The 13970-nt window shown below is 72.2% G+C and carries 9 protein-coding genes; 5 read left to right on the top strand and 4 right to left on the bottom strand.

What is annotated here, in order from left to right:
* Positions 1 to 63 precede the first annotated feature (63 nt).
* Positions 64 to 1131 (top strand): suppressor of fused domain protein, encoded by a 1068-nt coding sequence (locus ACPPVX_RS03015; RefSeq protein WP_426573408.1) that lies wholly within the window; start codon positions 64 to 66, stop codon positions 1129 to 1131.
* 28 nt (positions 1132 to 1159) lie between these two features.
* Here the strand turns inward: ACPPVX_RS03015 and metH are convergent, their stop codons facing one another.
* The gene (metH, locus tag ACPPVX_RS03010; RefSeq protein WP_426573407.1) at positions 1160 to 4681 is read right to left on the bottom strand and encodes a methionine synthase; all 3522 of its coding nucleotides are present in this window, start codon (positions 4679 to 4681) and stop codon (positions 1160 to 1162) included.
* A gap of 68 nt (positions 4682 to 4749) precedes the next feature.
* On the opposite strand from metH, the gene ACPPVX_RS03005 reads away from it, so the two are divergent.
* Positions 4750 to 5313: a cob(I)yrinic acid a,c-diamide adenosyltransferase gene (locus ACPPVX_RS03005; RefSeq protein WP_426573406.1), complete on the top strand. Its 564-nt coding sequence runs from the start codon at positions 4750 to 4752 to the stop codon at positions 5311 to 5313.
* Positions 5310 to 6071, top strand: coding sequence for a maleylpyruvate isomerase family mycothiol-dependent enzyme (locus tag ACPPVX_RS03000; RefSeq protein WP_426573405.1), 762 nt, complete (start codon positions 5310 to 5312; stop codon positions 6069 to 6071). Before ACPPVX_RS03005 ends, ACPPVX_RS03000 begins: the two co-directional genes overlap by 4 nt.
* Here ACPPVX_RS03000 and ACPPVX_RS02995 read toward each other — a convergent pair.
* On the bottom strand, positions 6068 to 9175 hold the full coding sequence (locus tag ACPPVX_RS02995; RefSeq protein WP_426573404.1) for an ATP-binding protein: 3108 nt from the start codon (positions 9173 to 9175) through the stop codon (positions 6068 to 6070). The two genes, ACPPVX_RS03000 and ACPPVX_RS02995, sit on opposite strands and share 4 nt — an antisense overlap.
* Positions 9176 to 9361: 186 nt before the next feature.
* Between ACPPVX_RS02995 and ACPPVX_RS02990 the strand changes: the two genes are divergently transcribed.
* Together ACPPVX_RS02990 and ACPPVX_RS02985 are read left to right on the top strand one after the other, a co-directional pair.
* Positions 9362 to 9964, top strand: a complete 603-nt coding sequence (locus ACPPVX_RS02990; RefSeq protein WP_426573403.1) for a hypothetical protein — start codon at positions 9362 to 9364, stop codon at positions 9962 to 9964.
* 44 nt (positions 9965 to 10008) lie between these two features.
* Positions 10009 to 11472: a leucyl aminopeptidase gene (locus ACPPVX_RS02985; protein ID WP_426573402.1), complete on the top strand. Its 1464-nt coding sequence runs from the start codon at positions 10009 to 10011 to the stop codon at positions 11470 to 11472.
* On the opposite strand, the gene ACPPVX_RS02980 is transcribed toward ACPPVX_RS02985, so the two are convergent.
* Together ACPPVX_RS02980 and ACPPVX_RS02975 are read right to left on the bottom strand one after the other, a co-directional pair.
* Positions 11473 to 12198 (bottom strand): hypothetical protein, encoded by a 726-nt coding sequence (locus ACPPVX_RS02980; protein ID WP_426573401.1) that lies wholly within the window; start codon positions 12196 to 12198, stop codon positions 11473 to 11475.
* An 83-nt stretch (positions 12199 to 12281) separates the two neighbouring features.
* The gene (locus ACPPVX_RS02975; RefSeq protein WP_426573400.1) at positions 12282 to 13883 is read right to left on the bottom strand and encodes a metallophosphoesterase; all 1602 of its coding nucleotides are present in this window, start codon (positions 13881 to 13883) and stop codon (positions 12282 to 12284) included.
* Between the last annotated feature and the right edge of the window lie 87 nt (positions 13884 to 13970).

The raw sequence follows: 13970 nt of genomic DNA, 5'->3' as shown, positions 1-13970 counted from the left end.
CAGGACCGACGGATCACTTGAAGGTCGCCGGTTCCCGCCGATCAGTTCTAGGACCACGGAGAGATGACGTTGCCTGAGCTCCTGCTCCAAGAGACCAGCCCGTACAACACCCGGCGCGCCTCGCTCCTGCGCGGCGACGGTGACCTCTACCTGTACCTCGAGGACCTGGTGGGGCCCACGCCGGCCACCACCTCGGCCGTCTGGGTGGCCAACTACCTGCCCGCTCCCACGGAGGAGTCCGAGCCGTCGCACGGCGGCGCCCCGCCGCGCATGGGGGCCGGCGGCACCCGGTTCCCCGAGGGCTGCCCCGATCTGGGCCGGGCCATGGACCTGGTCTGGTTCGAGGAGGGCGACGCCGTCGCGGTGGTCGACGCCGAGGGCGTGCTGGCCGCCATCCCCGGCTGGGCCGGCCGCAGCGAGTTCTACGGCTACTCCCGCTACGCACGCGGCCGCACCGGCCTGGCCTGGGAGCTCACCCGCGATGCCGGCCAGGCGCTGGCCACCAAGGTGGTCGAGTCGCGCGAGTTCTGGAACTGGCGGGGCAACGGCGCCTGGGGCGAGGTCCGCGCCACCGGCCTGGCCCACATCGAGGAGCACACCGGGCCGCAGGAGGCGGCGTGGCCGCTCGGCACCTCGGCCTTCCCCGAGCTGATCGCCACCCGGCACCGCGTCGGGCAGCTGCCCGTCTGGGTCACGGCCACCACCGGCCTGTCCGCCCAGCGCATGGCCGGTGTCGAGCAGTACGTCGACGACCCCGACAAGGCCGGCCGCATCGAGCTGGCCATCGCCCGCACCGTGCCCGACCAGGCCGGCGCCGAGCTGCTCAGCTCGCTCGCCACCATCCCGTTCGGCCGCTGCACCTGGTTGGGCGAGGGCCACACCATCGGTGGCTCGCCCGGCAACTACCCCGACTTCGGCGCCGACAAGGCGGCCGTGCTCCTTACCGCCAACCCGCCCCAGGGCAACCGGTACCCGATGCCCGACCTGCGCGGCCTGCTGCGCCGTCGCGAGCCCGTGGTCTACCTGTGGGTGATGGTGATCGACGAGGAGACGTTCCGCCTCGCCCGCGGCCGTGACGCCCGCGCCGCGGTGGCCCACCTCCAGAGCAACGGCGCCACCTGGGTGCAGTGACCCCGGCCCGCCCGGTGGCTACCGATGGTCAGCGGGCGACGAAGTACTTGGCCTTGGGGTGGTGGCAGATGATGGCGCTGGTGGACTGCTCCGGCACGAACTGGTAGCCGGTGTCCTCGTTGACCTCGAGCCCGATGCGCTCGGCTTCGAGGAGCTTGGCGACGCGCTCGTTGTCCTCGAGGTCGGGGCACGCGGGGTAGCCCCACGAGTAGCGGCCGCCGCGGTACTGCTGGCGGAACAGGCCGCCGACGGTGGGCGCGTCCTCGTCGGCGAAGCCCATCTCCTCGCGGACCCGGCGGTGCCAGAGCTCGCAGAGGGCCTCGGCCATCTCGACGCCGATGCCGTGGAGCATCAGGTACTCCTGGTACCGGTCGGCCTTGAACAGCTCGGCCGTGCGCTCGGAGACCTTGGCGCCCATGGTGACGATCTGGAACGCCACGTAGTCGACGTCGGGGCTGTCGATCGGCCGGAAGAAGTCGGCGATGCACAGGTGCGGGTCCTTGAGGCTCCGCGGGAAGCCGAACCGGGTGATCTCCCGGTCGCGCGACTCGTCGGCCCAGATGACCAGGTCGGTGCCGTCGCCGTTGCAGGGCCAGTAGCCGTAGACGAGCTGGGGCTGCAGCAGGTCGTCGGCGCGGGCCTTGTCGAGCTGGTCGCGCAGCTCGGGGCGGAGGCGGGCCTTGAAGTCGTCGTCGGACTCGCCGGCCTCGGGCCGGAAGCCCCACTGGTTGCGGAACAGGGCCGTCTCGTTCAGGTAGGCGGCGATGTCGTCGAGGGGGACGCCCTTGATGACGCGGCTGCCCGTGAACGGCGGCACGAAGATGGGGTTGTCGGTCTCGACGGCGGGGGAGCGGTCGGGCAGCTCGATGCCGCTGTCGTCGCGCTCCTCGATGCCGGCCCGGGCGCGCACCGTGGACTCCGACGGGACCATGCCCCAGTCGGGATCGTCCTTCGCCGGGTCGCGCCGGATCTCGCCCAGCTGGTCCATGACGCGGAGGCCCTCGAAGGCGTCCTTGCCGTAGAACAGCCGGCCCTCGTAGACGTTGCGGAGGTCTCGCTCGACGTACGAGCGGGTGAGCGCGGCGCCGCCGAGCAGCACCGGGATGCTGGCCAGCTCGCGGGTGTTGAGCTCCTGGAGGTTGTCGCGCATGATGAGCGTGCTCTTGACCAGCAGGCCGCTCATGCCGATGGCGTGGGCGTCGACCTCGAGGGCCTTCTCGATCATCTCGGAGATCGAGATCTTGATCCCGATGTTGTGGACCTCGTAGCCGTTGTTGGTGAGGATGATGTCGACGAGGTTCTTGCCGATGTCGTGGACGTCGCCCTTCACCGTGGCGAGCACGATGCGCCCCTTGGACGAGTCGACCCCGTCTTCGGCCTTCTCCATGAACGGCTCGAGGTAGGCCACCGAGGCCTTCATGGTCTCGGCGCTCTGGAGCACGAACGGGAGCTGCATCTCGCCGGCGCCGAACAGCTCGCCGACCACCTTCATGCCGCCGAGGAGGTGCTCGTTGATGATGTCGAGCGCGGGGATGCCCTCGGCCATGGCCGCATCGAGATCGACGGTGAGGTTCTCGCGGTCGCCGTCGATGATGCGGTGGTGGAGGCGCTCGCCGACCGGCCACCCGGACCGGTCGACCTTCTCCTCCTTCTGGACCTTGACGTCGGCGAAGACGTCGAGGAACTTGGCGAGCGGGTCGTAGTCGTCGGCGCCCTCGGACAGGGCGCCGGCGGCGCCGCGGCGGTCGTAGATGAGGTCCATGGCGACGTCTCGCTGCTCCTCGGGGATCTTGCTCAGCGGCAGGATCTTCGAGGCGTGGACGATGGCGGAGTCGAGGCCCACCTGCTGGCACTCGTGCATGAACACGCTGTTGAGCACGTGGCGCGAGGCGGGCGACAGGCCGAAGCTCACGTTGGAGAGGCCGAGCGTGGTGAAGCAGCCCGGGATCTCCTCCTTGATGGCCTTGATGGCGTCCATGGTCTCGATGGCGTCGCGGCGCAGGTCGTCGTCGCCGGTGGAGAGGGGGAAGGTGAGGGCGTCGAAGATGAGGTCCTCGTTCTCCAGGCCGTACGTGTCCCGGGCCAGCTCGGCGATGCGCTTGGCCACCCGGACCTTCCACTCGGCGGTACGGGCCTGGCCCTCCTCGTCGATGGTGAGGCAGATGACCGCCGCGCCGTACTCCTTGGCCAGCTTGAACACCCGGTCCAGGCGCGAGCCCTCGGCGAAGCCGTCTTCGAGGTTGGCCGAGTTGAGGATGGCACGGCCGCCGATCCACTGGAGGCCGGCCTCGATGACCTCGGGCTCGGTGGAGTCGAGCACCAGGGGCGCGTTGGCCTGGGTGGCGAAGCGGCTGGCGATCTCGTCCATGTCGCCGGTGCCGTCGCGCCCGACGTAGTCGACGCAGACGTCGAGCACGTGGGCACCGCTCTTGATCTGCTCGGTGGCCATGGCCGAGCACGTGTCGTAGTCGCCCGCGAGCATCGCCTCGCGGAACTTCTTGGAGCCGTTGGCGTTGGTGCGCTCGCCGATCATCAGGGCCGACAGGTCCTGGTGCAGCGGGACCGCCGAGTAGATCGACGCGACCGACGGCTCGTGGTCGATGGTGCGCACCGCTCGGGTGAGGTTGGGCGCCATGTCGGCGAGCAGCTTGATGAACTCGGGCGTGGTGCCGCAGCAGCCGCCGATCACCTGGACGCCGAGCTCCTCGACGAAGCGCCGCTGGTGGGTCTCCATCTGCTCGGGCGTGAGGTCGTAGTGCATCTTGCCGTCGACCACGCTGGGGAGGCCGGCGTTGGGGAGCACGGAGATCGGCACCCGGCTGTGCTGCGACAGGTGGCGGATGTGCTCGCTCATCTCGGTGGGCCCGGTGGCGCAGTTGAGGCCGACGATGTCGACGCCGAGCGGGTCGATGGCGGCGAGGGCGGCGCTGATCTCGGTGCCGACGAGCATGCGGCCGGTGAGCTCCATGGTGACCTGGCACTGGATCGGGACCTGGCGCCCGATCTTGGCCATGGCCCGACGCACGCCGATGATCGACGCCTTCACGGCGAGGAGATCGAAGTGGGTCTCGAGGATGAACAGGTCGACCCCGCCCTCGAGGAGCCCTTCGGCGGCCACCTGGTAGTGGTCGCGGAGCTCGGCGAAGCGGATCTGGCTGAGCGAGGGGGCCTTCGTGCCCGGGCCGAGCGAGCCGGCCACGTAGCGCTTGCGATCGGGCGTGGAGAAGCCGTCGGCCACCTCGCGAGCGATGCGGGCGTTGGCCAGGGCGATCTCGTGGCTGCGATCGGCCATGCCGTACTCGCCGAGCGGCACGCCGAAGGCGCCGAAGGTGTTGGTCTCGACCACATCGGCGCCCACCTCGAAGTAGGCGGTGTGGAGGGCGGCGATGACGTCGGGCCGGGTGATGCCGAGGTAGTCGGTGCAGCCCTCGAGCGCCTCGCCTCCGTAGTCGTCGAGGGAGAGGTCCTGGGTCTGGAGCCACGTGCCCGTCGCCCCGTCGTACACGACGACGCGTTCGGCTACGAGATCCAGGAATGACGAGGTGCTCACCCGCAGCAGGCTACCGGCGGCCCCCAACCGGCCCGTAGTTGGTTCGCCCGCCGTAGGCTCCGCCGGGCATGGCGAACACGATCAAGATCTACACGCGCAAGGGTGACGACGGGACCACGGGCCTGTACGGCGGAGGCCGCGTCCCCAAGGACTCGGCGGCCCCCGAGGCGTACGGGACGGTCGACGAGGCCCAGGCCGCGCTGGGGGTGGCGCGATCGCTGGCCGAGCGCGGGGGCGACCTCGACCGGATCCTCATCGGCATCGAGCGGGACCTCTGGGCGCTGATGGCCGAGCTGGCCACCGAGCACGACAAGGCCCACAAGCTCGTCGACGGCACCAGCCGCGTCACCGCCGAGATGGTGGCCGCCCTGGAGGCGACCATCGACGACGTGACCGCCCGGTTCGAGCAGCCCACCGAGTTCGTGGTCCCCGGCGAGACCCAGGTCTCGGCCCACCTCGACGTGGCCCGCACCGTGGTCCGTCGCGCCGAGCGCCGGTCCATGGCGGTCGTCGCCGAGGGCTCCCAGGTCGTGCCGTACCTCAACCGGCTGTCGGACCTCTGCTGGACGCTGGCCCGGTGGAGCGAAGGCGTCTCGATCATCACCAAGACCCTCCCGACGAAAGAAGCGTGACCGTGTCGGACCGCATCACCGCCCTCGAGACCTCGGTCGCCCGGCTGCGCGCCATCGTCGAGCCCCTCGACGCCGCCCAGCTCGCGCGGCCCGCCTACCCGAGCGAGTGGACGCTCGCCGACGCCTTGTCGCACCTCGGGTCCGGGGCCACGATCATGAAGCAGAACATCGAGGCCCACCTGGCCGGGACCGAGACGCCCGCCGACTTCAACCAGGGGGTGTGGGACCTCTGGAACGCCAAGGCCCCCGAGGACCAGGCCGCCGACTCGCTGGCGGCCGACCAGGCGCTGTTCGACCGCATCGCGTCGCTCGCCGACGAGCAGCGAGCAGCGTTCTCGCTCCCCCTCGGGCCGATGACCCTCGACTTCGACAGCGCGCTGGCCCTTCGCCTCAGCGAGCACGCGCTGCACACCTGGGACGTCGAGGTGGGGCTCGACCCATCGGCCACCATCCCCGGCGACGTCGCGGCCCACGTCATCGACAAGCTCGACATCGTGCTGCGCTTCGGGGCCAAGCCCGACGGCGTCGTCCGCTCGCTGGCCGTCGAGACCACCGATCCGCAGGCCGACCTGGTCCTCGCCACCTCAGCTGACGAAGCCTCGCTCGGAGCAGGCCAGCCGACCGGCGCACCCGACCTCCTGATCCCCACCGAGGCCCTGATCCGCCTGGTCTACGGCCGGCTCGACCCCGACCACGTACCCGCGGGTGTCGACGAAGCGGTCATCGCCGGCCTGCGCCCGGTCTTCCCGGGGATCTAGGTCGCCGCGCCGACACCCGAGGTCGGCACCATCTCGAACCGGTACCCCAGCCGAGCCCGCTCGGCGGTGGTCTCCTCGGCGAGCCGGCGGGCTCCGATCGGGTCCCCCTGCCGGGCGGCGATCTCCGCCTGCGCCCCGCGGGCGTCGATCGACAGGAGCGGGAACCGGTTCACCTCGGCCAGGTGCAGCAGGGCACAGGCGGCGGCCGCCGCTCCTTCGAGGTCGTCGGTGGCGAGGGCCAGCTGCGCCCGGCCCAGCAGCACCTCTGCGGCCAGCAGGGGGGCCGGCCCCATCTCGCCGACGAGCCGCTCGTCCTCCTCGACCATCGCCCGGACCACCGCGTGGCGGCCGGTGGCGAGCAGCGGGACGTTGAGCATGGCCTGCGGCTGGACGCGGCACGCGGGCACCAGCGCCGTCTCCTCCCAGTACTGCTCGGCCAGGATCGAGGCCAGCTCGTGGTCGCCGGCGACCAGCACCCGGTGGAGCTCGTCGAGCACGACGAGGTGGTGCAGCACCGCGATCGGGTTGGGGCGCAGCCACGGCTGCACCCGGTCGAGCGCGGCCCGGTCGCCGGCCAGCACGGCCGCGCGCCCGACCGCGCCGACGGCCGACACCGTGAACGCCGGATCCCGCGGCACCGGGCCGATCGAGCGCGCGCACGCCTCGGCCAGCCGCCCTCGAGCGGTGGCGCTCATCACCTCGGCGGCGTAGCCGTTCCCGACGGTGTCGACGCTGAACGCGACGCGCTGGCGGAGGGTCATGCGGCGAAGCTCGTCGAGCCAGCGGTCGGTGTCGTCCAGCACGCCGCAGACTGCCGACATGTAGGCGGCGAAGCCGACGTAGACCGAGATCTCCAGGTCGTTGCCGCCCGCGATGATCCGGTCGGCGTAGCGGCGGGCCGGACCGAGGTCGCCCCGGTAGGCGGGGATCATCGCCCGGCCGCGGGCCAGCCACACCTGGGCCTGCTCGTCGGCCGGGTCGAGCCGCGCCGCCACCTCGGCGGCCAGCCCGGTGATGTCGTACCCGGCCCCCGTGGCCGCGGCCATCTGGGCGGCCACGGCGCCGGCCCACTCGGCGGCCAGCTCGCCGTCGCGGTCGAACGCCATGAGCCAGTCCCACGTGTCGCGCAGGTTGGCGGCGTGCCCGAGCATGCTGCGCACCGAGGCCAGCCCCCGGCACATCTGCATCACCGCTTCGGGGTCGTGGACCCGGGCCCAGTCCATGGCCGCCACCACCTCGGGCATGGCCCGCACGAACGGGGCGCGGTCGATGCCCCGGGCCCCCGTGCCGACGGACGTGCACCACCCGGCGAGGTACCGGGCGTGGCGGTGGCGGGCGCCGTCCACCTCGGCCGCGCGGCCGAGGTCGAGGCACGCGTGCCGGGTGGTCTGCAGCAGGCGGTAGCGGTTGGTCGCCTCGTCGAGCTGCACCAGGCCCTTGTCGACGAGCCGGCCCAGCGCCTCGTGCACCCCGGCTCGGTCGACGATCTCACCGTCGGACCCCACGGCCTCGGCCGCCTGCTCGCCGAACGGCGAGGCGAACACCGCGAGCCGGTGGAGCACGAGCCGCTCCCGCTCGTCGAGCTGGGCGACGCTCCACGCGATCGAGGCCCGCATGGTCTGGTGGTGCGACACGTCCGCCGGCGAGCCGCGGTCGAGCGGTGCCAGCGTGCGCTCGAGGTCGGCCGCGAGCCGCTCGAGCGACATGGTGCGGATGCTCGCCGCGGCCAGCTCGATGGCGAGCGGAAGGCCGTCGAGCTGGTGGCAGATGGTGATCACGGCGGGGATCGACGACGGCTCGATCCGCAGGCCGGGCCGCGCCGCGGCCACCCGGTCGAGCAGCAGCCGGGCGGCGTCGGAGCGCTGGAGGTCGTCGGAGGTCGCCGGGCCGGGCTGCGCCGGGTGGGGGAGCGAGAGCGCCGGCACCTGCCAGACCAGCTCGCCGGGCAGGCCGAGCGGCTCGCGGCTCGTCACGACGATCCGACACCCGGTGCTCCCGCGCAGGACCCGCTCGGCGAGGCACGCCACCGCCGTGAGCACGTGCTCGGCGTTGTCGAGGATGAGCAGCGCGGGCCGCTGCTCATCGATGTGGCGGGTGAGCTGCTCGATCAGGCCGTCGTCGCCGGCGGCGTGCAGGCCCGTGGCCATCGCCACCCGCTCCACCACCTGGTCGGAGGCCACCACCGAGGCCAGCTCGACCCAGTGGATCGTCTCGGTCCGACCGCTCGGCGTCGTCCGCTGCGCCCGGCGCCGCGCCGCCTGCAGCGCCAGCCGGGTCTTCCCGCACCCGCCTGCACCGGTGAGGGTCACGAGGCGGTGCGCATCGCTCAGCGCCGCGACCGTGGCGGTGTCGGCGTCGCGCCCGATGAACGAGCTCCACGGCGCGGGGAGGCCGTGGCCCGCCGAGGTGGGTGCCGACGCGATGGCGCGATCGAGCGCCACCAGATCGGGCGACGGCTCGGTGCCGACCTCGTCGAGGAGCATCCGCCGGTACTCCTGGTAGGAGCGGAGCGCGTCGAGCTGCCGGCCGGAGCCGGCGAGCGCCTCCATCTGCAGGGCGCGGGGCCGATCGCGGAACGCGTGCTCGGCGATGAGCGGGTCGAGGTGGGCGAGCGCGCGGGCCCACTCGCCGGATGCGACGAGGTTGGCCACCAGCTCCTCGGTGGCGGCGGCGCGCAGCTCCCCGAGGCGGTGCGCCTCGACCTCCGCCCAGGGCTCGTGGGCGAACTCGGCGTAGGCGACCCCGCGCCACTGGTCCAGCGCCGCTTCGAGCAGCAGCCGGGCCTGGGAGCAGTCGCCCGTGGTCCGGGCCTCGTCGAGGAGCCGCTCGAAGCGCGCCGCGTCGATCGAGTCGGTGCGGAGCTCGTAGCCAGGGGCAGCCGTGAGGAGGGTGTCGAAGCCGACGACGCGCCGCAGCCGGCTCACCGAGGTGCGCAGCGCTCCCGGGCTCAGCCCGAGGTGGTCCTCGAGCTCCTCGGACCGGACGATGGTGTTCGCGCGCAGCACGAGGTGGCTGACCAGACGGCGCTGGGCGTCGCTGGCGAGGTTGATCCGGTTCCCTGCGGGCCCCACCAGCTGAACGGGCCCCAGCACCATGAACTCCATGCGAGCACCTCTCCGTGCTCGACCCACCGGTCAGGTGAACGCTACCCCACCCTCCGCGCGCAGGCCCCGGGAAGTGACGCGCTCCTGTAACAGCCCATCCCCAAGATGGACGGGAACCCCTTGGCGACCGTCGAGGGACGCACCCGAGGGAGCCCGCTCATGTACCTCTTCGCACGGACCGCCAGAATGAACACGCAGCGCACCTTGGACGCCACGGCGTTCGCCATCGACATCGCTGCCCAGGTCCACACCATCACCGGTGTCGAGGTGCACACCTGGTCGCTGCTCTACGGAGGGCCGATCAACTCGGTGGCCTGGACGGCGACGGTCGAGTCGCACGCCGAGATGGGCGCGATCGGGGAGAAGCTCATGGCCGACCCCGGCTACGTGACCCGCATCGGTGAGTCCGCTGAGCTCTTCGAGTCGGCTCCCGAGGACGCGCTCACCGAAGTGGTGGCGACGGTCAACGAGAGCCCGACCCTCGGCGAGTACGCCAGCGTGGTGACGGCGCAGTGCGCCGAAGGGAAGATCGCTGACGCCATGGGCTTCGGCGTCGACATCTTGAACCACGTCGCCAAGGTGACCGGCCTCCCGAGCATGCTGACCCGCTCGCTCTACGGGCCCTGGGCGTCGATGTCGTGGATCACGCTGGCGAGCTCGCTCGACGCGGTCGACGCGGCCAACGCCGCCATGGGCGCCGATCCGGAGTACATCCAGAAGGTCGATGGGTCCGCGGGGCTGTTCCTTCCCAACTCGGGCAGCAGCATCCTCAGCCAGCGGATCGCTTGAGCGGCCAGCCCCCACGGCGTGACCTGGAGTCCTAGTCTCCGAGCATGCCTGTCACCGTCACCATCGAACACGCCCCTGGATTGCCCGACGATCTACCAGAGGGCGCAGCGGTCGCCCTCGGCGTGCGCGTCGGCCACCTTGCCGACGATGCCCCCGGCGTCGACTCCACGGCCGCTGCGCTCGCCGGCTTCGAGGGCAAGGTCGGCCAGGTCTGGTCGGCCAGCGTCGACGCCGGCATCCGGCTCCTCGTCGGCCTCGGGGCCGAGCCCGACCCCGCCGACTTCCGCAAGATCGGCGCGGCCACCAGCAAGGCCGCGGCCAAGCAGGCTGCGCTCCACGCCGACCTCCTCGGCCACCTCGACGGTGCCGCTCGCGCCGCGGCTGCCGAGGCGCTGACCCAGGGCCTGATCCTCGGCACCTACCGCTTCACCCGGTACAAGGCGGCACCCGAGGGCACCAAGCTGGCCGCGATCACCGTCGTGGGCAAGGGCGGCAAGGGCACCACCAGCGCGGTCGACAAGGGCACGGCACTGGGCACCGCCATGGTGCTCACCCGAGACCTCGTCAACACGCCCGGCGGCGACCTCACCCCCAAGGCGTTCGCCGCCGAGGCGCAGAAGGTGGCCGACGCGGTGGGCCTCGAGATCGAGATCCTCGACAAGGCCGCCATCAAGAAGGCCAAGCTCGGCGGCCTGCTCGGCGTGAACCGCGGCTCCACCCAGGAGCCCCGCTTCGTGAAGCTGACCCACCGGCCCGAGGGTCGCCCCAAGGGCAAGGTGGCGCTCGTGGGCAAGGGCATCACGTTCGATGCGGGCGGCCTCAGCATCAAGCCCACCAGCGGCATGGAGTGGATGAAGGGCGACATGGGCGGCGCCGCCACCGTGCTCGGCGCCATGAGCGTGGTGCCGCTGCTCGCCCCCAGGACCGAGGTGGTGGCGTACCTCCCGCTCACCGACAACATGCTCGGCGGCGACGCCACCCGGGTGGGCGACGTGCTCACCGCCCGCAACGGCAAGACCATGGAGGTGCTCAACACCGACGCCGAGGGCCGCCTGATCCTGGCCGATGCCCTGAGCCTGGCCGTCGAGGACGAGCCCGACGCCATCATCGACCTCGCCACCCTCACGGGGGCGTGCATGGTGGCGCTCGGCGATCGCACCGCCGGGGCCATGGGCAACAACAAGGCGCTCAGCGAGCGGGTGCTCGAGGCGGCCGGCACCCAGGGCGAGGCCATGTGGCCGCTGCCGCTGCCCGACCACCTGCGCAAGGCCATCGAGAGCGAGATCGCCGACCTCCGCAACATCGCCACCACCCCGTACGGCGGGGCGCTGTCGGCCGGCCTCTTCCTCGAGGCCTTCGTCGACGACGTGCCGTGGCTGCACCTCGACATCGCCGGGCCGTCCGACACACCGTCGGCCTACGACGAGAACGCCCGGGGCGGAACCGGCTTCGGGGTGCGCACCCTCATCGCCGTGCTGGCCGGCTGGACCAAGCTGCCCGCGACCTGATCACGCCGCGTCGTCGGCCGGGCCGTACACGGGCCTCGGCCGGAGCGGCGGCGGGATCGGCGGCCTCGGCGCACCGGTGGTGGCCCGGGGGCCAGTGGCTACCGCCGATGCGGACGCCAGCGGCTCGTCGGACCGCTGGCCGCGCGCCCACCGCAGGGCCTCGTGGGCCGTGCTGGGGTGGATCTTCCACCGGTGGAGCTGGAGCTCCGTGGCCTCGTCGGTCTCGCCGAGCTCCAGCAGGCTGAGCGCGAGGCGCCGGGCGCGGGTGCGGCGCTGCTCCGCGTCGGGGACCGCCTCGGTGCTGGCCACCCACTCGGCGTGCTCGGCCTGGAGCGACAGCGGCAGCCGATCGACCTGGTGGCGCGTGAGCGTCTGGAGGCGGGTGCGCGCCGCCAGCTCGCCGGCGCCGGAGGCCTTGGTGATGTGGAACTGCCCGGTGCGCGCCAGGGCCCGGTAGAAGGGCCCGGACATCCCGCCGCGCAGGCCGAGGCCGATGGCCTTGGCGGTGTCCTCCAGGTGGAGGTCGAACCCTCCCGGCTCCACCTCGAGCGCAGCCGCGATCCGGCGGATCAGGAACGTGGTGCTCGGCCCGAGCAGCGACAGCCAGAACCGCTCGACATAGGACGAGCGGGGGTCGTGGCCGATCGCATCGAGCACCGGGTCCTCCCAGCGGACGATCCGCAGGGCATCGGTGGGGAGGTCGATCGCGAGCTTGGGACGGGACATGGCTGCCTCCTGGCGGGGAACGTTTCCAGCACTTTCGTGCTGTTCCATGTCAAGGTCAACGGCGCGTCGGCTCGTGCTGCCGATCAGGCGCTGGACGACGGGTGGATCTCGAACTCCACGAAGAACGGGTGCCCCCAGTGGGCCACCCGGTCGTCGCGCCAGGGTCCGTCGGCGGCGCGGGTGGCGAACGCGCCGGGCCCGCGGCACGAGTTGGTCCCCGCGGTCGGGCACTCGAACGCCAGGTCCACCAGCTGCTCGGGCCGGTCGGTGCGCCGGTAGGTGGCGGTGCCCGACGAGCCGGCGGCGCCGATCAGGTCCTGGACCCAGAACCGGCCTTCGGCGCCGGCCGCGATGCGCGCCGGCGGGGGGACCACGAACGTGCCGGCGAGCACCTGGTGGTCGACCAGCTCGAGGTCGGCGGCGCCGTGGCGGTTGTCGACCACCACGTAGCACGAGAAGTCCATGGAGGTGCCGTGGGTGACGGTGGTGGAAGCGACGTCGATGGGGTGGCAGCAGTAGGCGCCGTCGGTCTCCTCGACGGCCCAGATGGCGGCGTCGATGGGGTCGGCATCGCCGTCGGCGGCGCCGGGCGGCTTGGTGTCGATCACCGCGAACGTGACGTGCTGGGGCACCAGCTCCCGGGAGAGGTCGGGCTGCGACGGGCAGTCGAACCCGGTGTTCACGTAGTTCACGAGCGACCCGTCGAGCCCGCCCACCGGCACGTGCGTGTGGCCCATCACCACCAGGTCGGCACCGTGCTCGAACGCCATGCGCTGGGCGAACCAGCCAAGGTAGGAGCCGTCGAAGTCGGCCAGGGCGGCGCGGGCGGCGGCGCCCTGGCCCACCCGGCCTCCGCCGTGGGCGTCGGCCCACTCCGTCCAGCACTCGGCGTAGGCCGCGCGCACGTCGAGGAGCGTGGCGGTGGAGCCGTCGGGCAAGACGATGGGATCGAGCGGGGTCATGGCGGTGGCGCCCGCGATGAAGTCGATGAGGGTGGCGGCCACCGACCGCGCACCCACTCCCGACACCACGCCGGCGAGCGACTTGAGGTCGATCCCGTTGGGCGCGCCCTGGCCGGCCAGCTCGGCCACCGTCTTGCCCTCACCGAGGCCCTGGCTCCAGCGGGTGGCCACGGCGCGGGTGACGAAGTAGCCGAGCGGCAGCGGCGCCCAGGGCCCGGTGGTGGTGGGCGCGTTGAAGAGCGTGTCGTGGTGGCCGTGGGCCAGCGCCAGGCCAGGAGCAGGGGAGTACGGCACCTCCTCGACGAGGCGGACGTGGTGCCCGCCGCGGCTGCGGATGCTCGCCACCTCGTCGGCGGTGATGCCCTGGTCGTGGTTGCCGGGCACGTAGGCGACCCGGCCGTCGAGCGCATCGAGCACGGCGGCGAGGTGACCGTCGAGCCCGAAGATGGCGGGGTGGCAGGCGGCGATCTCGGCGAAGCCGGGCGGACGGACGTCGGCCGGGTAGGTCCAGAAGTCGACGATGTCGCCCAGCAGCACCAGCTCCTGGATGTGGTCGGCCTGGTCGACCACCCAGCGCAGCAGGTGCACGAGGTACGGCTCGTGCAGGTGGGGCTGGTACCAGACGGTGGGCGCGAGGGTGCCGAGGTGGATGTCGCTGACCGCCACGATGTGCTGCTTGTGGCCGGTGAGCACCTGGTCGGGGGTGACCTGGGCGGGAATCACTGGCCTGGAACGATTGTTGACCTCACCGGTAGGGTTTTACTTGCCCGGAGAGCTCCCTCTCCGCACCGCTGCGTCACGAACACCTGA

The sequence above is a fragment of the Aquihabitans sp. McL0605 genome, assembly GCF_049993875.1.
GTDB lineage: Bacteria > Actinomycetota > Acidimicrobiia > Acidimicrobiales > Iamiaceae > Aquihabitans.
The sequence above is the reverse complement of the archived record's forward strand: the minus strand, read 5'-3'. Positions and strand labels throughout refer to the sequence as shown.

Bases quoted from the DNA above. Each gene is read 5' to 3' on its own strand.
- ACPPVX_RS03015 (WP_426573408.1), top strand. From the start codon at position 64: ATGACGTTGCCTGAGCTCCTGCTCCAAGAGACCAGCCCGTACAACACC.
- ACPPVX_RS03005 (WP_426573406.1), top strand. From the start codon at position 4,750: ATGGCGAACACGATCAAGATCTACACGCGCAAGGGTGACGACGGGACC.
- ACPPVX_RS02995 (WP_426573404.1), bottom strand. From the start codon at position 9,175: ATGGAGTTCATGGTGCTGGGGCCCGTTCAGCTGGTGGGGCCCGCAGGG.
- ACPPVX_RS02990 (WP_426573403.1), top strand. From the start codon at position 9,362: ATGAACACGCAGCGCACCTTGGACGCCACGGCGTTCGCCATCGACATC.
- ACPPVX_RS02985 (WP_426573402.1), top strand. From the start codon at position 10,009: ATGCCTGTCACCGTCACCATCGAACACGCCCCTGGATTGCCCGACGAT.
- ACPPVX_RS02980 (WP_426573401.1), bottom strand. From the start codon at position 12,198: ATGTCCCGTCCCAAGCTCGCGATCGACCTCCCCACCGATGCCCTGCGG.